Raw genomic sequence first — 24,527 nt, forward strand, 5'->3', positions numbered from 1 at the left:
GCATCGCAAACTGTTCTGTACATTGTAATATCAGTCATGGCTTCTGCAAAAATTGCATCGGCACCAGCTTCAACACAAGCACAAGCACGATCAATCACTGCTTGTAGACCTTCTTTTTGTAGTGCATCGGTACGTGCCATCACCACAAAATTAGAATCAGTTTTAGCATCAACCGCAGCTTTAATCCGATCGACCATTTCTTGTTGAGTCACAATTTCCTTGTTTGGGCGGTGTCCACAACGTTTTTGTGCAACCTGATCTTCAATATGTACCGCTGCTGCACCTGCGCGAATCATTTCTTTAATCGTACGCGCAATATTAAAAGCACCACCCCAGCCTGTATCAATATCAACCAACAAAGGAGTATCAACACGTTCAGTAATACGACGTACATCTTCAAGAACGTTATCTAAACTGGTCATACCTAGATCAGGTAAACCATAAGAGTAATTTGCAACACCTGCACCTGAAACATAAATCGCTTTATAGCCAACTTGTTTTGCCATCATGGCTGCGTAGGCATTTACAGTTCCAATAATCTGTAATGGCTTTTCGACTTCCAAAGCTTGTCTAAATCTTAGACCTGCAGATGTTTGTGCTGTCATCGTTGCTCTCCTTCTTCGTTCGTTTTTTTACCGTATGTTAAAATCTTATTCCCTAACCTATCTAATATAACCTATATTTCCAAGAGAATTGAGAAATAGAACCCATGGGTTCTGTTTAAAAAATAATCGAGTTTAATTTAATCTTTATTACATAATATGATTGCTGTACAGACCCAAAGCCCCCTACAGAAGAATCAACAACTATTTATTGAAAAATAACGTATTGATTAAACACAACAATGCAGACTATTCATTTAAATGACATCACCAATAATAGAAGTCAAGTATGAAAAAAACTTAAGTAGTTGAATAACTAGTATTTTATAAAAATTAATATTTTGTTTTCTCAAAAATTTTCATCATTTTTCAACTAAATTTTAAGTATTCTTAGACTTTTAATTTGAAAATATTTATACCGCATTATGTTTCAGCGTACAAATATTATGAATAACTATGGCATGTAAAATAATGTGGTATTAAGTCAGAAAAATATTCATTTAATATTGAAAATATCTTAATTTTCAAATTCTAAATAAAGATATTTGGGCTATAAAACATATTTTAATTAGCTGTCATTTTATAAAATAAAATATGAGCATAAATAAAATATGTTCTATCAGCCTAATCAAAGCTTAGCCTCTTCAAACAAGAGAAATCTATGCCTTTGATTATTGCTTCATTATCATGATGTATTTAATACAATATGCAAAAATACACTTTACTTATTGTGCAGCAGGCATTTCTGCTACTGAAGTATCTGAAGCTGGTTGATCTGCTGCTGGAGCTGAAGTTTCAGTTGTTTCTGTTTCTGCTGACTCAACAGGTGCAGCAATATCTGCTGCTGGTTCTGCGGCAAAAGTATGTGAAGCCGTAACTAAAGCAATTCCAGCAAATGCAAGTTTAACTAATTTCATGTGTATGTCCTTTTAATAAAAAATAATAAAGTGTATTAGCTAGCACACAGGGCGTATCCTTGCAAAAAAAAACTTGTATAAACATTATGTTAGGTTAACTTTATGTTATTTCATGTAATCATCAACCTTAAGTAGTTGAAATATATAGGCTGAAAATTTTTCATTATATTCAAAATAAGGAAAATCTGATTTTTATGAATCTGATACAGTTAACAATAAATTAATATTCTGTGTTTAAAACAAATTAAATTATATTTAAAGCGAATTAAACTACATTAATCTACTTTTTACGAGAATCTATTGGTAAGATTAACATTCTAATTTTTAGTTATTTAATAATCAGATTTAACCACATTCAGAACAAAAAATATTCGACAATATACTCTTCAATAACCTATATATCACATGCTTTAATTTATTATTTCTTTATGATGCTCTATTTTTTTATTCAATTTCATCGAAGTTGCTTATAGTATAATAATCGCCTTTTTCAAGATCATTTATTCACTATGAACATAGAAACATCTCGCTTAATTTTAAGACAATGGCGAGTTCAAGATCATCAACCCTTTATTGAAATGGGCTTAGATCCACAAGTTATGCGTTACTTTCCAAACAATTTGAATGAAACTGAAAGCCTAAAATTTATTGCAACTGTAACATCAATTATTCAACAATAAGGCTGGGGCTTTTGGGCTGTAGAGCTAAAAGCAACTGGACAATTTATTGGTTTTGTTGGCTTACATCACCAACCCTCTCAATTTGAGTTTTCACCGTGTGTAGAAATAGGTTGGCGCTTAGCCCGTGCATTTTGGCAACAAGGCTATGCTACTGAAGCTGCTCAAGCAGCTTTAAAATATGCCTTTGAAACGCTTCAATTAGAAAAGGTTGTCGCCTTTACTGCAAAGCTTAACTCTCCATCTGAAGCAGTGATGCAAAAAATTGGCATGCATAAAGTAGATGAATTTAATCACCCCAAACTTCCAATGCAGCATCCTTTACAACTCCACGTTCTTTATGAAATTAAAAATCCTCATCGCTAAATCATCTATACAGAGAAGCGATGAATCAAATGATTTCATTAATGACAAAATGCAATTGCTAGAACATCAGTTGAACCTAGAAAAATATATAACCATGCCTAGTCTGCCTTCTCAATAGATAGCGGATATAGGTATAATGAGCTTTCTCTATAACAACATAAAAACAGTACATTATTCGATTCATTCTCCTTAAATGAACATATGTACATAATATCGACATCTAAATAAGAAACTTTTTTAAGTAGTCCTCAAGCGGTGATTTAAACAACGAATATTTTTGCAGCACAAGCTGATTTTTTGCACCATATAACTTCTTATTATTCAGACTTATATGAGTAGATTATGAAATTTAAAAGCGCAGCGGTGATGATGCTCTTTGCGACTCAAACCGCATTTGCAGGTGCAGATTTAGATTGGGGTTATGCAGATCAACAAGCACCAGCACATTGGGCAAGTATCAACAGTAAATATCAAGCTTGTTCTGGCCTCAATCAATCCCCGATTAATATTGATCAAACCATTGATGCACAATTGTCTCCATTGAAATTTAACTACACACATAGCAGCAAAAGCATTATTAATAATGCTCGTACTGTGCAGGTGAATTTCAACGAAGGTAATTTTTTATCACTGGATAATAAACAATTTGAATTAAAGCAATTTCATCTACATAGCCCAAGTGAAAATACCATTCATGGCAAATCTTATCCGATGGAAATGCATTTAGTCCATGCAACAACACAAGGTGAATTAACTGTAGTAGCGGTGATGTTTGAGCAAGGAGCAGAAAATAAAAAACTTGCTAAGCTTTGGAAAGAATTACCGAAAAAAGTGGGCGATGCCACTCCACTAAAACATCAAGATATTGCAGCAAGCTTCTTACCAGAGAAATTAGATTATTACCGTTTTAATGGTTCTCTCACTACCCCACCATGCTCTGAAGGTGTCCGTTGGATCGTACTCAAAGAAGTGCAACAGGCTTCTGCCAAACAAATTAAAGCCTTTAGCCAATTAATGGAACATCCCAACAACCGCCCAGTACAAGCTCAAAATGCTCGTCTCGTCCTTGAATAACGCTATAAATCTTGATGAAAAGACCTGATATTTCAGGTCTTTTTTTATGCGCTGACTTATCAACGTCACTGACATCTGCTAAGGTCAGATCACAATCATAAACCACGATATTAGAGAGAAAATATGTCTAAACAAATTTTGATGTTAGTGGGTGACTATGCTGAAGACTATGAAACTATGGTTCCGTTTCAATTCTTAACAGCGCTTGGATATATGGTTCATGCAGTCTGTCCTGATAAAAAAATAGGCGATCACATTGCAACAGCAATTCATGATTTTGAAGGTGAACAAACCTATAGTGAAAAACGTGGTCACAACTTTGCTATTAATTATGATTTCAACCAAGTCAACACAGCAAATTATGTTGGTCTAGTGGTGCCTGGTGGGCGTGCACCTGAGTATTTACGCATGAATAATCGCGTCATTGAAATTGTCCGTGAATTTGATGCTGCACAAAAGCCAATTGCTGCCGTCTGTCACGGCTCACAGCTGTTAGCTGCAGCAGACATATTAAAAAATCGGACTTGTTCTGCCTATCCAGCTTGTGCTGCTGAAGTCAAAATGGCGGGTGGACAATACGCCGATATAGCCGTTACAGAAGCTGTTACTGATGGACATTTGGTTACGGCTCCTGCTTGGCCTGCACACCCCGCTTGGATGGCTCAGTTTGTTAAGGCACTCGGAGCAAATATTCAAATCTAATCCCCTATTCAGCTAACTACGCAAAATAAGGCGTTAAGTTAAATCTTAACGCCCTATTCATCAAAATATAGTATTAATATAGGGTCGCTAGCATCGCAATTGCTGGCTCATAATCCTGTGCTACCGCTTTTTGTAACCAAATCAATGCTTGAGATTTTTTCTGAGGCATTCCGTTATAACCATGCAAATAATTTGCCCCTAAAGTAAACTGTGCAATTTTCTCACCGCCTCTCGCTGCCTTCAGCAACCATTTATTACTGAGTGCTATATTTTTAGTGGTACCGCGGCCATCACGATAAAGCTCACTTAAATAATATTGTCCATAGGCATCATCTTGATCAGCGGCTTTATTGAACCAATCAAAAGCAAGTGCATCATTTTGTGTTACACCTTCACCATAATAATACATCCAGCCTAAATAACCTTGGGCTTCAGGCTTGCCTAGAACTGCAGATTTACTGAACCATTGAAAAGCCTGTTTATAATTTTGAGTCGTAGCCCGTCCTTTAAAATACATCTCGCCAACATAATACTGCGCATAAGCGCTGCCTTGCTGCGCAGCCTGATTGAAATAATCAAATGCTGTACGATCGTTTTGTTTTACGCCACTACCACTGTAATACATCCAACCTAGATAGCTTTGTGCTTCGGCTTTACCTTGTGCCGCAGACTGATTTAAATAACTCAAAGCTTGAGTATAACTTTGCGGTACGCCTTTACCTTTAACATACATCTCACCCAAGAGATATTGGGCTGAAGCATTATGCTGAGCAACAGCCTTATCTAACCAAATTAAAGCTTGCTTGATATCTTGAGGAACATCGACACCATTCAACAGCATCCAACCCAAATAACTTTGCGCATCAGCATTACCTTGCTCAGCAGCTTTCTTAACCCAGCCCACCATCTGTTGTGGGTGATTTAAATTATATTGTTTCTTGTGATACATCATCGCCAATGCAAGCTGTGCATCAATATTGCCTTGGGCCGCAGCCTGTTCAAAGCCTTTTCCTGCCTGTTGATCATCCTTAGTGACTCCTTCACCTTTGTAATACAACAGTGCTAAGGCATATTGTGCTTTAGCAAAGCCTTGTGTAGCAGACTTATTTAACCAAGATACCGTCTGTACTAAATTTTTATCTACACCCTGCCCATTATAATACATGACCGCCAGACCATACTGCGCCTCAGCATGCCCCTGCAGAGCCGACTTTTCTAACCATGGTCGTGCTTGTACATAATCTTGTTTAACGCCCTCACCTCTGTAATACATTGCACCTAGATCAAATTGCTTTAACGCATCACCGCGCTCCGCTGCCTCTAAAGTTTTAGTAAAGTCTTGGGCATATACAGTCGGCATAGAAGCGAAACTTAAAATAAATAAGAGTGCTAAAATATTTTTATTAAATTTCATAAAGTTAAATTAAAGCATCAAGGTGGCTGTTTAGTTTAATCTAGTTTTATCGTTGAATTGAACTAAATGATATTCTTTAAAAGAATATAAACTTTTAAAACCATCAGAACTTCTTAAGATTTTATCTGTTCTTTTTTTAATATTAGTCATATTTAGTTTTGGACTAACAATCAACTTTCTCATCAACGGTCATTTTAATCAAATGCTAAGTTCATTAAAAAGTCTGATGACTTTTTCACTCTTTTTGCCCTTAAGAATAAAATATAAAACAATAGAAAAATGGCGAATACACATTAGAAATAAAAAGACCTGATATCAAATCAGGTCTTTTATACGCTCAATACTGTTACAAGTTAGAATGGTAAATCATCATCTAAATCTGCTGGAGCTGCCGCTGCTGGCTGTGGTTTAGGTGCTTGATAGCCACCACCTTGGTTTGCATTATTGCCATAACCACCCTGAGCAGGTGCATTATTATAGCCACCTTGCTGCGGAGCATTGTTATAACCACCTTGGTTATTATTTTGATAACCACCTTGTTGTGGCGCATTATTAAAGCGAGGTTGGTTATAACCATTATCCCCACCTTGATCACCTTGCTGACGTGCAGAATCAAGCATCTGCATTTGATCACCACGAATCTCAGTCGTATAACGTTCTTGACCATTTTGGTCAGTCCATTGACGTGTACGCAATGAACCCTCGATATATACTTTTGACCCTTTACGCAAATATTGCTGAGCAATTTCACCTAAACGGTTATTTAGCACAATACGATGCCATTCTGTTTGTTCTTTACGCTCACCTGAAGTCTTATCTGTCCAAGACTCGCTGGTTGCGATCGAAAATTGCGTCAGTGATCCACCATTGGGAAATGTTTTAGTTTCTGGGTCACGACCTAAAGTGCCAACTAAAATTACTTTATTTACACCACGCATGAGCTGTTATCATCCTATTTCAATTCTGTGTTTAACTTTATAAGAGTTATGTTCAAATGGCTAGGTCTCTACCTATCAAGTGCGCTAATTCTTGTCGTTTAGTCGTATCTATTTCTTGTTTATCCAATTTAATATAAGCCACATTCTGCTCGGCCATCACAACAACCTCTTCAACACCACGGAAAGCTAATAATTTTTCAGTCCATTCTGATGTAGAAATATGCTCAGGTAAGGCCAATACAATCGAACTCAAATAGCGCGGCTGTTTTAAACCAAAGCTGATCAATAACCAGACTAGAGCAATCACAGTTAAGATTCCCCAACCTAGCCCAGTATTATTCAGCATTAACAATTGACCACCGACAGTACCCCCAACAAAGGCACCCAAAAACTGTGCACTGGCATTTACACCCATTGCTGTTGCTTTTGATTGTATTGGTGCGCTTTTAGATAACCATGACGGCAATAGTGCTTCCATCACGTTAAAGGCAATAAAGAATAATGCCAAACCAACAAGTAAAATATACTTTGAATATTCACCAAAGCTTAAAATTGCTAACCCCATAACCACAGCAGCAATAGCCGTGATAAAAATTCCACGCATTTTGCGATACTTCTCAGCCAATATAATGCTTGGAAATGCAACAAATAAGCTGGCGACTAACAAAGGTAAATAAACCATACCATGTTTAGATAGAGGAATCCCTGCAAACGTGATGAGTTGTGATGGTAAATAGATAAACATCGCGGTAAGCAATAGATGCAAAGCAAAAATCGAAAAATGCAGACGATTCAAATCTTGCATTTTAAGCACTTGCTTCAACTGACTCATATAGCCTTGCTGGAAGTTACGATGGTGGCGTGTTGTTTTAGGCACTAAAAACAGAGTAAAAATCGCCAAAACACCAAAAATACACGTGACCCAAAAGAGCCCAGAAATACCAACAACACTGGTTAACCATGGCCCCAAGCTAAAAGCAACAGTAAAGGAAAGTCCTATACTCATTCCCATAATTGCCATTGCTTTGCTGCGCTGTTCTTCACGTGTGACATCAGACAATAACGCCATCACCACTGCAGATACAGCACCTGCACCTGCAATAGCTCGACCAACAATCACCCCATAAATACTCTCTGACATAGCAGCTACTGCTCCACCAAGAGCAAATAGTAATAAGCCAATGACAATTAAAGTCTTGCGATGATAACGATCAGCCCACAAGCTAAATGGAATTTGTAGAATTGCTTGACTCAGGCCATATACACCTACAGCCAAACCTATCAAAGCGGGTGTTGCATGTTGATATGTCTGCCCTGTCACAGAAAAGACAGGAATGATCATAAACAAACCTAACATCCGTAGCGCAAAGATACTACTTAATGCAAACGTTGAACGGCGCTCTAGATTATTCATTATTAAATCATGGCTTAAATCAAAAATTTATCCTCGATATCATCTCATATTCATTCCCTATTGTGGGAATATTTTAGCCCTACGCATCGTCATATTTAACAAAGCACCATCGACCCAGTCACAGTGACTCTGGTCAAATCGAAGCAAACATTTCTTCTCTACACGACTCTTGTTATATTCGCTACAGCACAAGTTTAATTTTTAATGTTAATAGGAAAACATAATGAGCTTTACTCAAGATGCGTGGCAACGTAATCAGTCTTTATATCAAAAAACATTGGCTCTACCTTTTAATCAGGAACTGGCCAGTGGTACGCTCAACAAAGATGCGTTTTGTCATTATGTTATTCAAGATGCACATTACCTAGAAGCCTATGGCCGTGCCTTGGCAGTTTGTGCAGCAAAGGCGTTTAGTGCAGATGAAATTATTTTGTTTACCGAGTCAGCTAAAGTTGCCATTGTGGTAGAACGTAGTTTACATGACAGCTTCATGAAAGAATTTGATGTTTCAAAACAACAATTTGAAACCACTCCGCTCACTTTAGCCTGTCACCATTACACCGCATATCTTACAGCGACAGCTTGGTCAGAGAGCTATCCTGTCGTTTTAGCATCTCTCCTACCTTGTTTCTGGATTTATGCAGAAGTAGGTAAAGATATCGTCAATAAATCAGTGGAAAATAACCCATTCCAAGCATGGATTGACACATATTCTGGTGAAGAATTTAACCTTGCTGTTGAACAAGTAAAAGCAACTATTGACCGTATTGCAGCCCAATCCGATGCTGCTACGGTGGAAAAAATGCATCAAGCTTATACGCAAGCTGCTAAACTTGAATGGTTATTCTGGGACAGTGCCTATCAGTTGCGTACTTGGCCAGCAGAGTTAATCAAAGCTTAAGCGACATTTACATTTAAAGAGACACAATTTGTCGCTGAAAATGTTCAAGTAATCCTTGAACATTTTTCATGCGTTATCATATAGAACATTCAAATATATTTTGCAGGATAATTACATGAGCCAAAGCCATATCCGTATTCGAGGCGCACGTACCCATAATTTAAAAAATGTGAGCCTTGATATTCCACGAGATAAATTTGTGGTGATTACGGGGCTTTCTGGTTCAGGTAAATCATCACTTGCCTTTGATACTTTATATGCTGAAGGCCAACGCCGCTATGTTGAGTCTCTCTCTGCTTATGCTCGTCAGTTTTTATCACAGATGGAAAAACCAGAAGTTGACTCAATTGAGGGACTGAGCCCAGCCATTGCTATTGAACAAAAATCAACAAGTCACAATCCTCGTTCAACAGTTGGAACCATCACCGAAATCTACGACTATTTACGTTTACTCTATGCTCGAGTTGGAACACCCTATTGCCCTGAACATGACCTCCCTATGGTTGCTCAAACCATTAGCGAAATGGTGGACGTGGTCAAAGGTCTAGAAACGGGTACTGCGTTAATGCTGCTCGCACCAGTCGTACGTGAACGTAAAGGTGAATACAGCAACCTATTTGATCAATTACAAAGTCAAGGTTTTGTTCGTGCGCGTGTGGATGGAGAAATTATTGATATCGATACACCACCCGTTCTTGATAAAAAGAAAAAACATACAATTGAAGTCGTTGTTGACCGTTTTAAAGTACGTGATGATTTAGGCAACCGAATAGCAGAAAGTTTTGAAACTGCTTTACGTATTGGCAGTGATATTGCCATTTTATCTTGGATGAATGGCGAGCAAGACGAACGTATATTTTCTGCCAAACATTCCTGTCCTGAATGCGACCGTGCTGTCGCAGAACTCGAACCACGTCTTTTTTCATTTAACAATCCATTCGGTGCTTGCCCTGCCTGTGATGGTTTAGGTACACGGAGTCACTTTAGTGCAGATAAATTGATTCCCAATCCAGAACTTTCATTAGATCAAGGTGCAATTCGAGGATGGGATCGTCAACGCCCGTATTACTACACAATTTTGCAAAAAGTTGCTGAACACTTTGAGTTATCGCTTGATACCCCGTGGCAAGAACTTTCAGCGGCTGATAAAAAAATCTTTCTCTATGGTTCTGGCAAAACCAAGCTCGATTTAAGTTACATTGATGAGCGTGGTCGCAAACATAGTCGAGTTCAAGTCTTTGAGGGTGTATTACCACATCTCGAACGACGTTATAGAGAAACAGAAAGTAATTATGTTCGCGATGACTTAGCTCAGTATTTATCAAATGCCGCTTGTGATGTTTGTCATGGCTCTCGTTTGAACGAAATTTCACGTCATGTCAAAGTACAAGACAAGACCATTGCAGAAATCACTAAAATGTCGATTGGTGACGCTGCTGGATATTATCAATCGTTACAACTCACTGGCGCACGTGGTGAGGTTGCTGACAAAATCTTTAAAGAAATTCGTGAACGATTGCAGTTCCTCGTTTCTGTGGGTTTAAATTATCTCAGTTTATCTCGATCAGCCGAAACACTCTCAGGTGGTGAAGCACAGCGCATCCGTCTTGCCTCACAAATTGGAGCAGGTTTAATGGGTGTCATGTATGTACTTGATGAACCATCAATTGGCCTACACCAACGTGATAATGACCGCCTGCTAGAAACACTGATTCGTTTACGCGACTTGGGCAATACCGTTTTGGTTGTCGAACATGATGAAGATGCTATCCGAGCAGCTGATCATATTATTGATATTGGTCCTGGTGCAGGTGTACACGGCGGTTATGTCATTGCTGAAGGAACATATCAAGAACTCGCGCAACATGAAGATTCCCTTACAGGGCAGTATCTTTCTGGAAAATTAAAAATCAAAGTCCCAGCAAAGCGCACCTCTCCCCCTAAACCAGAAGAGCAAATTAAACTCATGGGTGCTTCAGGGCACAACCTACAAAAAGTAGATCTGACCATTCCACTGGGTATCATGACTTGCGTTACTGGTGTATCCGGCTCAGGGAAATCAACATTAATTAACCGTACTTTACTTCCCTTAGCTGCCACGCAGTTAAATGGTGCAACGACATTAACTGCTGAACCTTTTGATTCGATTGATGGTTTACAATTTTTAGATAAAGTCGTAGATATTGATCAAAGCCCAATTGGGCGTACCCCTCGTTCAAACCCTGCAACCTATACAGGTTTATTTACTCCCATTCGTGAATTATTTGCCCAAACTCCAGAAGCAAAAGCACGTGGTTATGCTGCAGGACGTTTTTCTTTTAACGTTAAAGGTGGACGTTGTGAGTCTTGCGAAGGCGATGGAATGATCAAAGTGGCCATGCACTTCTTACCCGATATGTATGTGCCATGTGATGCTTGCCATGGTAAACGCTATAATCGCGAAACTCTGGAAGTGGGTTATAAAGGTAAAAATATCTCCGATGTTTTAGAAATGACTGTTGAAGATGCGATGCATTTCTTTGATGCAATTCCAGTCATCCATCGTCGTTTGGAAACACTCAATCAAGTAGGCTTAGGGTATATCCGCCTTGGACAATCAGCAACCACACTTTCTGGTGGTGAAGCGCAGCGTGTAAAATTAGCACGTGAGTTAGCCAAACGAGATACAGGCAAAACCTTATATGTATTAGATGAGCCAACGACTGGATTACATTTCCATGATATTGCCAAACTACTCGATATTTTGCATGAACTACGTAATAAAGGTAATACCATCGTAGTGATTGAACACAATCTCGATGTGATTAAAACAGCAGATTGGATTGTAGATTTAGGCCCTGAAGGTGGTTCTGGTGGCGGACAAATTATTGCTGAAGGTACACCTGAGGAAATTGTAAAATCTACCAGCTCACATACAGCTAAATTCTTACTGCCACTACTGAAACAAAACTAGTTTTATGTGATACAAAACACAGTTTATCGAAATGTAACAGAATAAGTTGTTCACGCTTTAGAACAACTTATTCTTGTACTTATTACTTGTTTTTTATACAATTTTTAAAATCAATCTATAAGTAAAACAAAACAATCTTTCATGGTAAATAATGAATGAAAATTGCATAGTCATGCACAAGCTTATACCATGTCCTTAATATTAATCACTTTTATATCTTTCACTTCTGCTCAAAAATGTATTACAGCACTTTTGTCATGTCATTTTAGAGTCACCTTTTCAAGCCTGTCTAATTAAAAAATATGGGGGAGTTATGCCTTCCAAACAGCACACATGGTTTGACAATGTCAATCCTCGTGTTTTTCTAAGTACTGTTTGTATTATTACCATTTTCATTGCGCTCATCTTAGTCAACCCTAGTCAATTTGAGTTATTTGCCAAAGATCTCAATCAATGGATTATCCAGTCTTTTAGCTGGTTCTACGTTTTATCTGTTGCATTATTTCTACTTTTTTTAGTTTTCCTTGCCTGCTCTGCAATCGGGAGAATTAAACTCGGACCAGACCATAGTTTACCTGAGTACCATAATGGCTCATGGTTTGCCATGCTCTTTACTGCAGGCATGGGCATTGGTTTAATGTTCTTTGGTGTGGCAGAACCCATTATGCACTATGTCCGTCCACCACAAGGTGATGCAGAGACTATTAGTGCAGCACAACAAGCCATGCGTATCACTTTCTTCCATTGGGGCTTACATGCTTGGGCAATTTATGCCTTAGTGGGTCTGGCTTTGGCTTATTTCTCTTTCCGACATCATCTGCCATTAAAGATTCGATCCGCACTTTATCCACTAATTGGCAAAAAAATTTATGGTCCAATTGGTGATAGTGTCGATACCTTTGCCACCATTGGTACAATTTTTGGTATTGCCACTACTTTAGGCTTTGGTGTTACTCAGATTAACTCTGGTCTAAATTATTTATTTGGTTGGGAACAATCAATTAATACCCAAGTCATTCTCATTATTATTGTAAGTTTAATGGCTTCTTTATCTGTCGCATTTGGACTAGACAAAGGAATTAAACGGCTTTCTGAACTTAACCTTGTTTTGGCCGTTCTACTACTTCTGTTTGTATTCTTCAGTAGCTCAAGTATTTATATTCTACAAACAACCATTCAAAATACCGGTCAATATATTTCCAACTTGTTCAACATGACCTTCAACCTTGAAGCATATCATCCAACAGGTTGGGTTGGGGGATGGACCATTATGTATTGGGCGTGGTGGATCTCTTGGTCACCATTTGTAGGAATGTTTATCGCGAGAGTATCGCGTGGCCGCACAATTCGTGAATTTATTGTTGGTGTACTCCTGATTCCTACTGGTTTTACCTTGGTCTGGATGGGTGTTATGGGCAATGCAGCCTTACATAGCGTCATGCAACAAGGACACACAGGGCTAATCACAGCAGTGCAACAAGACTCATCTGTTGCTTTATTTGAATTCTTAACTCAACTGCCTTTTACCTCGGTTTCAAGTATCTTAGCCACTATTTTGGTTATTCTCTTCTTTGTTACCTCGGCAGATTCAGGTTCTTTAGTTATTGATTACTTAACTGCGAAACACGAAAACTCTCCATTATGGCAGCGTGTATTTTGGACTGCTTTTATTGCGCTTTTATCTATCTTATTGTTAAAAGCAGGTGGACTGGCTGCATTACAGTCTGCAACAATTATGAGTGCACTCCCCTTCACTTTCATTCTATTGCTCATTTGTTGGGGCTTAATTCGTGCGTTACAACTCGACAGTACCAAAATGCAAGCTTTACAAGATGCGCGGATTACACCACGAGCGGTAAAAAACCCACGCAGTTGGCAACAACGTTTGGGGCTCATTATGCACTACCCACATCTACAGCATGAAGTAGAAAACTTCATTGCACAAAACGTACAGCTTGCTTTTCAGAGTATTCAAATCGAATTACAGCGTCGTGATCTTGAAGTTGAGATTAGTACAGTTGAGCATGGTCTTAAACTCAAAGTAGACCATCACAATGAAATTAACTTTGTTTATCAAGTCATTTCAACTGAGACCGTTGCACCAAGTTTTATGCTCAATGAAGAGGAGCATCAAACTAATACTGCGCAATATTATCAAGCGGAAGTCTTCTTAAAAGAAGGTGGTCAAAATTATGATGTCATGAACTGGACCAAAGATGATCTTTTACAGGACATTATTGATCAATATGAACGTCATTTACACTTTCTCAATATTGTACGCAGTTAAACCGCATCCTTTATCAATCCAATGCCCAATCATCTAGATTGGGTATTTTTTACTGAGACATAAAAATTGAGCATTAAAAAAGCTGCCATAAGGCAGCTTTTTATACTATTTCAGTTTCAAATCTTAGAAACGGAATTTAGCATTTACACCAACTGTATCAGTATCAAGCTTAACAGCTTTACCGTCTACAGCAGGAGCATCTTTTTGGTTAGCATGTAAGTAAGAAACACCTACAGCAATCGCTGGAGTTACGAAGTAGTTTACGTTCGCACCGTAAGCTTGGTCAAAACGACCAACATTGTAACCATCATTTAAGCCAGCAAGACGAGCACGGCCATCAGTACCTACAAAAGTAGCACCAACGCTTAACTTAGGATTTAAGTAAAGGTCAGCATTCATACCGTACATGTTGTTGTCAGCGAATAAACCAGCAACTTCAACACCTACTGCCATGTTTGTACCAGAGATTTGGCCAACATGTTTGATACGTGCTGTAGCAGCATCAGTTTTGCTACGGATTGCACCAGCAGATTGCATAGCAGAGTTAGCAATACCGTTGTCCATGATATTGAAAGTATCAAAAACGAACTGATCTGGAGTACCAGTGTAACCAACAGCAACTAGAGTGTTAGGAGCAACAACAGCACCAACTTCTAATGCATAACGGTCGCCATTGTCATCACTATAACCGTTTTGTTTAGTAACAGAGTGGTTATAAGATGCAGAAGCGTATACAGGTACGTATTTAGTTGGTACGTAGCCTTCAGCTTTTAAACCATAACTATGGTTTTTAACTTTTGAATCATTTTTAACGTCAAGCTCAGCGTAGTTATAAGCAGCAGATACACTAGACGCTTGGTTTAAGAATGCAGCTTCAGCTAAAGGACCTTTTGAAGAATCAACGTCTTTTAAGTAATAAGTACCTTCAACACCACCAGTAAAGTTTTTACCGTTGATTGATGCATCTACATATTCAGATTGGCCTTGAACTTCGAATTGATAAGCTTGTGCACCAGTCATTGCCACCAATAATGCGGTAGCTAAACCAAGTTTTTTCATAGTCATTTCCAAAAGTTGAAATGGTTTAAGATGCTCATATTATTATTGTTACACTTTTTTAAGTCAATGATGTTAAAGGATAATATAAATCAGTTAGGTTTAGTGACTTCTTAGTCAGTATCCTAGTTACAATAAACTTACTTCACCAAAAAGAACAAAAAACATCAATTATAACAATACAATATGACATTATTTTTTTGAAAATAATGAGCAATATCTACTAATAAATGGTTATATTTATAATTGGAACAATAGATCAATAAAATAGTTATGATCGTTATTTTAAATCACTATTTACAGTTTTTTTAAGGATTTTGTCACATTAATACCTTTTTTTGCCTGAGATAGAATAGAAAACAAACAATTAAGGTCATCAACAGAGTTAATGTTAATAACACATTGAAATATTATGTGATTTTAAACTCTGTCTTATATATTCATAAGTTAGGCAATTATTATCAATTCCAAGTAAATAAGTCAAATTAAGTTTTAAGTATAAACTGAGAGTCTTTTTTAGTAATAAAGTGCTATCAAATCCAATGCATTGATTTATTTAAATAAAATATATATCCCACATTTTTTCTTATAAATTCAATTAAAAAACAATAAATCATAGATAACAAAAGCTTAACCATTCATCCCTCAGCAAAAAAGCACCATAATGATGCATATTTTCTTTGATACACACCTTTTATTTTTGCAAATACAAAAAAAACCTCAGTTTTCTTTGAAAACTGAGGTTTTTTCTCGCTAAAACTGAGGCAACTATAATTATTCTGCTGAAAAACAATTAAGAATGCGCCAATAGGGTGCATTATGCACTGATTTGCAGCACATGTAAATATTCAAGAGCTCTTTTTATCTGAATACCTCAGCTTTTTATTCATTACGCTCATTCTGGTTTGTTACATCTTTTACAATAATGCATACTCCTGACTCATTTTCCCCATAGCTTGATCTACATCGGGCTTAACAAAGACAAGTGTATTAAAACCTACAACCCTCTTCCACCTCATTACGATCGCATTAGGAATAGACACAGTAAATAAAAAGGGCTGTCATGAGACAGCCCTTTAAGTATTGCAATTTATATTTTAGTGATCTGAAGCACCTGAAGCACCAATACCAGTCATAGAGCGAACAAACTGAGCATCATAAGCCTTACGCTCACGTTGAGCACGATCTGACTTATCAGTGATTGAGAAGAACCAACAGCAGAAGAATGCAAGTGGCATCGCAATAATCGCTGGACCATTTAAAGAGCTAGGGGCAACTTCAGAGATACCTAATGTATCAACCCACACCGCTTTAGATAAAATGATTAACGTAACTGCACCTACAAGACCTACAATACCGCCGATTACTGCACCACGCGTTGTTAAGCCTCTCCAGAACATTGACAATACAAGTACTGGGAAGTTAGCACAACATGCAACTGAGAATGCCAAACCAACCATGAATGCAACGTTTTGTTTTTCAAACAAAATACCAAGAATCATTGCTAAAATAGCGAGAACTAAAGTAGCGATTTTAGACATACGCAATTCTGATTCAGGAGTAGTTTGTCCTTTCTTAAATACGTTGGCATATAAGTCATGTGAAATTGCTGAAGCACCCGAAAGTGTTAAACCAGCAACTACTGCTAAGATTGTGGCAAAAGCAACAGCTGAGATAAAGCCCATGAATAGGTCACCGCCTACAGCTTCACTCAAATGGATCGCAGCCATGTTGTTACCGCCAATCAACTCAAGTTTTCCAGTCAAAGCACCTTTTGCTAAGTCAAGGAACTGAGGATTGTTTGAAACAAATAAAATTGCACCAAAACCGATGATAAAAGTTAAAAGGTAAAAGTAACCAATAAAACCTGTAGCATAAACAACTGATTTACGTGCTTCTTTTGCATCTTTAACAGTAAAGAAACGCATCAAAATATGTGGAAGACCAGCTGTACCAAACATTAATGCTAAACCAAGAGATAAGGCATCAATCGGGTTTTTCGCCAAGCTACCTGGCCCCATGATTTTAGATGCTTCTTCAAAGCTAATGCTGCGTACTTGTCCATAAACCTCAATTGATTTAGAGAACATATTAGAGAAGCTAAAGCCAACAGAGTTCAACACCATATAAGCCATGAATGTTGCTCCACTAAGAAGCAATACCGCTTTAATGATCTGTACCCAAGTTGTTGCCAACATGCCACCAAAGATTACATATGCCATCATCAAGAGGCCAACGATCACTACGGCAATGTTATAATTCAAACCAAATAATAATTTAATTAACTGTCCTGCACCTACCATTTGAGCAATCAAATAGAATGCAACAACAACCAATGAACTAATTGCAGCTAAAGTACGTACAGGTTTCTCTTCAAGACGAAACGATACAACATCAGATAAGTTGAACTTACCTAAGTTACGTAGACGTTCTGCTACGAGGAATAGAACGATTGGCCAACCCACCATAAAACCAAGTGAATAAAGCAAGCCATCGAAACCTGAACTAAATACCATTGCGGAAATCCCTAAGAAGGATGCCGCAGACATATAGTCACCAGCGATTGCTAAACCGTTTTGAAAACCGCTAATACCACCACCAGCAGTATAGAAATCTGATGTATTTGTCGTTTGTTTTGCTGCCCATTTAGTAATGAACAAGGTAAAACCAACGAAAATAACAAACATGATAATTGCAGGCCAGTTTGTTGCTTGTTGCTCAGCTACACCAAGATCTGGTGCTGCTTGTGCAAAAGAAGACATCAATGCAGATGTCGCAAGTAAAGCCTTAGCTTTGTATGAACTCCATTTCATCTTAGTGCGATCCTTTTTCATGAGTAATTTGTTCAACTTCCTTCATTGCTTCTGCGTTCAATCGATCCAATGAATGGTTTGCAATAAAGGAATAGAGACCACACAATACAAATGACAAAACAATGATGCCTAAACCAAGTGGAATCCCCCACGTAGTTACGCCGCCACTAAATGAAGTCATTAGAAATTCTTTGTTGTAACCAACAACAAGCATGAATCCAACATAAACAACCAACATAATTGCGGTTAGTGTCCAACTTAGATTACGCTTTCTGATCACCATTTCCTGAAATTTAGGATTCTGTAGAATACGTTCTACCTGTTTTTCATCCATAATCATGCTCCTGAAGACAACCAATCCTGGTTGTTTATTGAATTATTTTTTGATATGCGTAAGGTAACAAGCTTAGGTGCCACTCGTAACTTAGACTTTGGTCGTTAAAATTTTTAACAAATCACTGTATTCTAGTGAGATGCGCTATCATATTGTTAACATTTCACCACGTGGTCATTATGAATAGCTGGCTCATTATTGGGGCACTTGCGCTCTATATTTTCATCCTCTTTGCATGTGCTTTTTTTGGTGAAAAACATGCCAGCCGTTTAAGTACCCGTGGTCGTATGTTTTTGTTCAGTTTGACCTTAGGTGTTTATTGCTCATCCTGGACTTTTTATGGTGCTACAGGCGCAGCTGTTAGAGAAGGTGTTATATTTCTTCCAATCTATTTGGGCCCTCTACTCTTTGTTGGTATAGGTTATGATATTTGGCGTCGACTAGGTCGTGTACGACAGCATCACGCTATTTCTTCTATTGCCGACTTCATTGCGGCTCGCTATGGTAAAAGTGGATCACTCGCATCCTTAGTCACAATTTTAGCTGTAATTGCAATTATTCCATATCTAGCTTTACAGTTACGTGCTATTGCTTTAAGTGCCTCGGTTGTTCTAGACCAGCAAACGCAACAAATTGCGACAACAACAAATACCGTTCTTGGGCTTACTGCCATCTTAGCTATTTTGGCGATGATGTTTGGTACGCGCCAAATTGCAAATACTGAGCAACATGGTGGCTTAATGCTCGCTGTTGCCTTCGAATCATTTGTAAAACTATCTGCCCTACTCTGTGTTGCATTATTTTTTATATTTGAATCACCCCTAAATATTATTCAAATCAGTCATGATGTACAAAATACCTTTCATGAAGTGCAACTTTTTGGTGTTCCTGAAACATTTTGGGTGCAAACATTATTAGCAGCTCTAGCCATTATATGTTTGCCTCGTCAATTTCATGTTGCTGTAGTTGAATTACATGATGAAAAGCATATTCGTGGTGCACGTCGCTGGTTTGCTATTTATTTGATCTTAACAGTATTTGCCATTATACCCATCGCCAGTTGGGCCATGCATGCTGCTCCTCATTTTCTAAAACTTCCCGATGTAGCAGTACTGTCTTTACCACTTAGCTACGAACAAGAAGGGCTCGCCCTTTTAGCTTTCCTTGGTGGTTTCTCTGCATCTACAGGTATGCTGCTGGTTTCATCGGTCGCACTTTCTATCATGTTAAGTAATGACTTAATTATGCCCGCCTTATGGCATTTTGGTGTTATTTCTAGACATGATAAACGCTTGCCCGTCATGCTTAAACTGACTCGCCGCATTTGTATCTTAGCGGTTATGTCTTTAGGTTTTTTATTTTTTCACTTTTTTAATGATATTGACCAACTCTCAGTCTTTGGTCTTTTAGCCTTTAGTGCAGTGGCACAATTCTCCCCTGCACTCATAGGTGGGCTATATTGGCGTGGGGGAAGCCAGCAAGGTGTATATGTAGGACTGATTACTGGTTTCGTTCTTTGGACGTATACCTTACTTCTACCCACTATTCTAAGAAGTTTACCTGAGCAATATCATGAAATTAGCCAGTACTTTCTAAATTACGGACCTGCGGGAATTAACTGGCTAAGACCTGAAGCACTGCTAGGCTTTGAATCTTTTGCACCACTGACACATGGTGTTATTTGGTCTTTAGGTCTTAATATTATTTGCTTTATCTGGATTTCACGTATCTATAGACCAAGTGTTGCAGAACAAATTCAGGCTGAAAGCTTTTTCTATTACCAAAGCAAACCATTACCATCACAAAGTACCAACACTGACCTCAATTACGTACATCATGAAGTTGCACGTTTAAAAGTGGGTGATCTCATTGCATTGGCCAAACGTATTACTGGTGATGAACCAGCGATTCAAGCTTTTAATCAATTCTGCCACCAAAATGGTGTCGTGTTAAATGAACACAGTAGTGCCAATGGCATGTGGTGGCGTTTTACTGAACAATACCTAGCAGGGACAATTGGCGCAGCATCAGCACGTACTCTATTGACTACCGCTATGGTCAATAATGGGCTTGCTGTAGGCCAAGTAGCAAATATTCTTGACCAAGCTTCGCAGTGGCAACGTTTTAATCAAAATTTGATTATGACGATGATTGATCACACCACACAAGGTGTAAGTGTAGTCGATGAAAATATGTGCTTAGTCGCATGGAATAATCAATATCTTAAACTTTTCGATTATCCTACCGATCTCGTATATGTCGGTTGCCCGATTGCAGACTTAATTCGCTATAACGCTGAGCGTGGTGAGTGTGGTCCTGGTTCAATTGAAGAACATGTCCGTAAACGAATTCATTGGATGAAAGTAGGCAGTGCCCACGAATTTGAACGTATCCGTAAAGATGGCCGTGTTATTCAAATGTGTGGTAACCCAATTCAAGGTGGAGGATTCGTTACAACCTTTGCTGACATTACCTCATTCCGTGAAAATGAAGCTTTTCTTGAGGCTCGTGTTCAAGACCGTACTCAGCAATTAGCAAATGCACTATCTGAACAACAATTAGCACGTGAACAAGCCGACCGCGCTAACATGTCAAAAAGCCGCTTCATTGCTGCTGCAAGTCATGACTTATTACAACCTATGCATGCAGCACGTTTATTTAGTACGGCCTTAGAACAAAATATGGTGAGTGAGGAAGATTTAAAAATCTTACAACAGCTTGACCGCTCGCTTTATGGTGCTGAGTCAATGTTATCAGCCCTATTAGATATTGCACGTTTAGAGGGTGAAACTATCCAGCCTAAACGCCAAGCATTTCCTTTACACGATCTATTGAACGACTTAGAACTACAATTTAAATCTATTGCAGCACAACGCTCAATTCAGCTCAAAGTCCACGATACACAATTTTGGATTGATACAGACCCACAGTGGATCCGACGTATTATTCAAAACTTTGTGAGTAATGCTTTACGTTACACAGCCAAAGGCCGAGTTGTTGTAGGTATTTTACGTTCCGCTGAACGCCCACAACATATTCGTATAGGCGTTTGGGATACCGGTCCCGGTATTGCAGAAGAACAGCGTATTAAACTCTTCCAAGAATTTGAGCGCTGTGGTCACACCTCCCCTTGGGATGAACACGGGCTGGGCTTAGGTCTAGCAATTGTACAACGTATGACAAATCTTCTTGATTACCCTGTACATGTTTATTCACAACTAGGCAAAGGGTCATGTTTCATGATTGAAGCCCCTATTGTTGCAGCACCAATACGCCAAGCACCTACAACAGCACATGTTTTACCTATCGGTGATCATGCAATGAAAATTTTATGTCTAGATAATGATGAGAGTATTTTAGATGGTATGGCAACGCTATTAGGTAAATGGGGATATAGCGTATATAAAGCAGTCAATCCACAACAAGCGCTCAGTATTATTGAACAAGAAAATATTCATGTTTGGCTCATTGATCAGCATTTAAACAATGATGAAATTGGCTTAGACTTTATTAAAGCACATCGAACAGAGTCTGTTGCAGTCGCATTAATTACTGCCGATTCTGACCCTGAGTTACCACAACAACTCAAAGAGCTTAGTATTGTATTATTAAGGAAACCATTAAAACCTGCAGCACTTAGAGCTTGGCTTTCAAGCCTTAAACTCAAGTCATAATGATCAATCATAGTCAATAAAATGGGCGTTAAAACATGTTGGATAATAAGCATGTTTTAACACCTAGCCGTTGTTAATCAACATGGTTTGAAATACAAGTTATTTATAATTGGTCTATGGCAAATATCATCAAATTGTTAAAACAATATACGTACACTTTGTTACTATTGAATAACTACTTGAATTAACTAAATTTATAAAGGCAAAATAACGTATATATACTTTAGTCGCATTCCTATTGTACTTTAAATAACACATAAACTTATAACAACTACTGATTCAAGCATTCACTCATCATAATGTGATGATTTGATCAAAGGATCCTCAATGCAGGAGTTTTATTATGAATACTTCAAATTTTGCTTCAACAGATCAACAACAATCACAGCAATTCTATCGACAGTACAGTGCAAATGCCTTTTTACCCGATATCAATTGGGCAGAAATTTTCAAAATGAGTCAGTTAAAAGAGATCCATTTTCAGGCTTTAGAAACTTTGTATCGAAGCAGCGTACCGCTTGCTCTCAAAGTTTTTGAGGAACTTAATTTCGATGTCTTCACCCCAGTTGCTTATCACCCACAAGGGCTAGGCTTATTTGAAAAGCTAGCGAATCAAGAGCAACTCTTACTTGACACATTAAAAGCCGAATGTAGCAGCCTAAATGATGAGGTCCGTCACCAAATTTGGAGCATGTTATTACGAGGTGGAGCTGTTCTCGTTTTTAAAGCATGGCTAGCCAAAGTAAAAACTGGTAATAATCAACTTGATATGAATCAATTCGATGAACTTTCAGACTTACTTTTCATTAAAACAGCCCCAAATGTCCTTGCTCAACAACTCAACATTAATATTGATGCGCCTTATGATCATATCTTTTTGATGTATGGTGACGATATTTTATTGGATCGTTTTAATAGTCTAGAAACTGCAGCATTATTTGTCAGATTAGGCGTATATGATGCTGCGTTCTTAAGTCTCAGAGATGAACGCGTAGCGGACTATCTCAAAGAAAAAGGTATGGTTACGCAAGATCAAATCGATGAATTACAATGTGCTTTAAATCCACTTAATTGTGATAATTTAACACCAAAACAAGATTGCCTTGCTTAATTATGTAGACTAAAAAATTTTAGGGTTCAAAAGCGATGCTTTTGAACCCTATTTCGTTATTTAATTCTTTTATCTTCAATATCTAAGGCATTAATTGCTAGTACAGCTTGCGTTCTATTTTGTACGCCAAGCTTTCTAAAGATTGCAGTCACATGTGCCTTAATTGTTGCTTCACAAACCTCTAATTCATAAGCAATTTGCTTATTCAATAGACCTTCAGCAACCATCATCAATACTCTGAATTGTTGTGGAGTCAAAGATTGAATACGTTCAGCTAGCGCTGTCTCATCTGCCTTACGAGGATCGAAGTTCATATTGCCCGACATTGTCGGTGGCAACCAAATTTCACCATCCAGTACATGTCGAATTGCTTCACCAATATGGCTAGGATGAGCTGATTTAGGAATATAACCAATCGCACCGTGAGCAATGGCACGTTGAATGATTGAAGCCTCTTCATGCGCAGAAACTACAATGATCGGAATCGCAGGGTATTGTGCACGAACATGTACTAGTGCTGAAAATCCTGAAGCACCAGGCAAGTTTAAATCCAGTAAGACCAGATCTGGTTCAGAACCACTCTCAAGACGTTCATAGAATTCATTCACAGCTGCAGTTTCATGAATCTGCGCTTGAGGAAAACTATATCGTACAGCCTGAATTAAAGCATGGCGAAACAGAGGATGATCATCAACGATTAAAATATTCATAAGCGTATCGAGTAGTCTCTAGTACAGTTCTCCATCTCAACTGCACTATTACAATAAATGATAGGTAGATATTAACGAATTTCGCAATAAAATACTTGCCTAAATTCATTACTAGGCACAGATCAACACAATTCCAACCGATAAATAAGATTATCAGGATCAATTATAACTAAAAAAAGAAAATACCTCATTAAACTTAACTGTATTTTATTATTTAAAATTAGATAGTTACATACAAAATCTCACTGATTTCCTTATATTAAAAAAAAAGATATTTAAACTCTTTTTACTTGTTTTACAAAAGCAATTATTTATAGCCAAATGGATATTATTTTAAATCATCCATAAACATATTGTTCCGATTTTTTAGTGTTATTAAAGGTCAAATTATCTATTTACTCATTAGCAATTTTTTAAAAGATAATAAAAATTATAAAGTGGTATCTCCATGACCTCTAAGACTCGGCTTAGGGGTCTTTTTTATTCCCCCCTCCACATAGCCATGTTGAGGGGATATTTTTAGCGTTATTTGAGAGATTATATTTTTTTATTGTATTTTCCCCCAATAAAAAAAATCCCCCAGC

At 37.9% G+C, this 24,527-nt stretch carries 16 protein-coding genes and 1 pseudogene; 8 read left to right on the forward strand and 9 right to left on the reverse strand.

Annotated elements, in window-relative coordinates; genetic code table 11:
• The coding region (prpB, locus tag RFH42_RS16080; protein WP_308976899.1) for a methylisocitrate lyase at positions 1 to 605 on the reverse strand (605 nt) is incomplete at its 3' end.
• A 722-nt stretch (positions 606 to 1,327) separates the two neighbouring features.
• Positions 1,328 to 1,519 carry a hypothetical protein gene (locus RFH42_RS16085; protein WP_308976901.1) on the reverse strand — a complete coding sequence of 64 codons (192 nt, stop codon included), beginning with the start codon at positions 1,517 to 1,519 and terminating at the stop codon, positions 1,328 to 1,330.
• A gap of 509 nt (positions 1,520 to 2,028) precedes the next feature.
• Here RFH42_RS16085 and RFH42_RS16090 point away from each other — a divergent pair.
• The 3 genes and pseudogenes from RFH42_RS16090 (at position 2,029) to RFH42_RS16100 (ending at position 4,338) form a co-directional block, all read left to right on the forward strand.
• Positions 2,029 to 2,562 (forward strand): annotated as a pseudogene (locus tag RFH42_RS16090) (GNAT family N-acetyltransferase).
• A gap of 342 nt (positions 2,563 to 2,904) precedes the next feature.
• Positions 2,905 to 3,636 carry a carbonic anhydrase gene (locus RFH42_RS16095; protein WP_308976902.1) on the forward strand — a complete coding sequence of 244 codons (732 nt, stop codon included), beginning with the start codon at positions 2,905 to 2,907 and terminating at the stop codon, positions 3,634 to 3,636.
• Positions 3,637 to 3,759: 123 nt separating this feature from the next.
• Positions 3,760 to 4,338: a DJ-1/PfpI family protein gene (locus RFH42_RS16100; protein ID WP_308976903.1), complete on the forward strand. Its 579-nt coding sequence runs from the start codon at positions 3,760 to 3,762 to the stop codon at positions 4,336 to 4,338.
• A 73-nt stretch (positions 4,339 to 4,411) separates the two neighbouring features.
• Here the strand turns inward: RFH42_RS16100 and RFH42_RS16105 are convergent, their stop codons facing one another.
• The 3 genes from RFH42_RS16105 to RFH42_RS16115 all read right to left on the reverse strand — a co-directional run bounded on the left by RFH42_RS16105 (position 4,412) and on the right by RFH42_RS16115 (position 8,107).
• Positions 4,412 to 5,752 (reverse strand): SEL1-like repeat protein, encoded by a 1,341-nt coding sequence (locus tag RFH42_RS16105; protein ID WP_308976905.1) that lies wholly within the window; start codon positions 5,750 to 5,752, stop codon positions 4,412 to 4,414.
• Positions 5,753 to 6,105: 353 nt separating this feature from the next.
• Positions 6,106 to 6,690 (reverse strand): single-stranded DNA-binding protein, encoded by a 585-nt coding sequence (gene ssb, locus RFH42_RS16110; protein WP_308976906.1) that lies wholly within the window; start codon positions 6,688 to 6,690, stop codon positions 6,106 to 6,108.
• A 52-nt stretch (positions 6,691 to 6,742) separates the two neighbouring features.
• Positions 6,743 to 8,107, reverse strand: a complete 1,365-nt coding sequence (locus RFH42_RS16115) for an MFS transporter (protein ID WP_308976921.1) — start codon at positions 8,105 to 8,107, stop codon at positions 6,743 to 6,745.
• Between the two features lie 220 nt (positions 8,108 to 8,327).
• Here RFH42_RS16115 and tenA point away from each other — a divergent pair, with 220 nt between their 5' ends.
• The 3 genes from tenA (at position 8,328) to RFH42_RS16130 (ending at position 14,245) form a co-directional block, all read left to right on the forward strand.
• Positions 8,328 to 9,005 carry a thiaminase II gene (gene tenA / locus RFH42_RS16120; RefSeq protein WP_308976908.1) on the forward strand — a complete coding sequence of 226 codons (678 nt, stop codon included), beginning with the start codon at positions 8,328 to 8,330 and terminating at the stop codon, positions 9,003 to 9,005.
• A 115-nt stretch (positions 9,006 to 9,120) separates the two neighbouring features.
• Positions 9,121 to 11,958 carry an excinuclease ABC subunit UvrA gene (gene uvrA, locus RFH42_RS16125; RefSeq protein ID WP_308976910.1) on the forward strand — a complete coding sequence of 946 codons (2,838 nt, stop codon included), beginning with the start codon at positions 9,121 to 9,123 and terminating at the stop codon, positions 11,956 to 11,958.
• Between the two features lie 313 nt (positions 11,959 to 12,271).
• On the forward strand, positions 12,272 to 14,245 hold the full coding sequence (locus tag RFH42_RS16130; protein WP_308976912.1) for a BCCT family transporter: 1,974 nt from the start codon (positions 12,272 to 12,274) through the stop codon (positions 14,243 to 14,245).
• Positions 14,246 to 14,368: 123 nt separating this feature from the next.
• Here the strand turns inward: RFH42_RS16130 and omp33-36 are convergent, their stop codons facing one another.
• The 3 genes from omp33-36 to RFH42_RS16145 all read right to left on the reverse strand — a co-directional run bounded on the left by omp33-36 (position 14,369) and on the right by RFH42_RS16145 (position 18,448).
• Positions 14,369 to 15,304, reverse strand: coding sequence for a porin Omp33-36 (gene omp33-36 / locus RFH42_RS16135; RefSeq protein ID WP_308976913.1), 936 nt, complete (start codon positions 15,302 to 15,304; stop codon positions 14,369 to 14,371).
• Positions 15,305 to 16,398: 1,094 nt separating this feature from the next.
• Positions 16,399 to 18,114 carry a cation acetate symporter gene (locus RFH42_RS16140; protein ID WP_308976914.1) on the reverse strand — a complete coding sequence of 572 codons (1,716 nt, stop codon included), beginning with the start codon at positions 18,112 to 18,114 and terminating at the stop codon, positions 16,399 to 16,401.
• 1 nt (position 18,115) lies between these two features.
• Entirely contained in the window at positions 18,116 to 18,448 is a 333-nt protein-coding gene (locus tag RFH42_RS16145; protein WP_308976916.1) for a DUF485 domain-containing protein, read from the reverse strand.
• Positions 18,449 to 18,627: 179 nt separating this feature from the next.
• On the opposite strand from RFH42_RS16145, the gene RFH42_RS16150 reads away from it, so the two are divergent.
• Complete coding sequence (locus RFH42_RS16150) at positions 18,628 to 22,122, forward strand: PAS domain-containing hybrid sensor histidine kinase/response regulator (protein ID WP_308976918.1); 3,495 nt, start codon at positions 18,628 to 18,630, stop codon at positions 22,120 to 22,122.
• Positions 22,123 to 22,465: 343 nt separating this feature from the next.
• The gene (locus RFH42_RS16155; protein ID WP_308976919.1) at positions 22,466 to 23,233 is read left to right on the forward strand and encodes a hypothetical protein; all 768 of its coding nucleotides are present in this window, start codon (positions 22,466 to 22,468) and stop codon (positions 23,231 to 23,233) included.
• A 56-nt stretch (positions 23,234 to 23,289) separates the two neighbouring features.
• Here RFH42_RS16155 and RFH42_RS16160 read toward each other — a convergent pair whose 3' ends face one another.
• Complete coding sequence (locus tag RFH42_RS16160) at positions 23,290 to 23,943, reverse strand: response regulator transcription factor (protein WP_308976920.1); 654 nt, start codon at positions 23,941 to 23,943, stop codon at positions 23,290 to 23,292.
• Positions 23,944 to 24,527: the final 584 nt, after the last annotated feature.

The sequence above is a fragment of the Acinetobacter rudis genome (assembly GCF_031157835.1).
GTDB classification, from domain to species: domain Bacteria; phylum Pseudomonadota; class Gammaproteobacteria; order Pseudomonadales; family Moraxellaceae; genus Acinetobacter; species Acinetobacter rudis_A.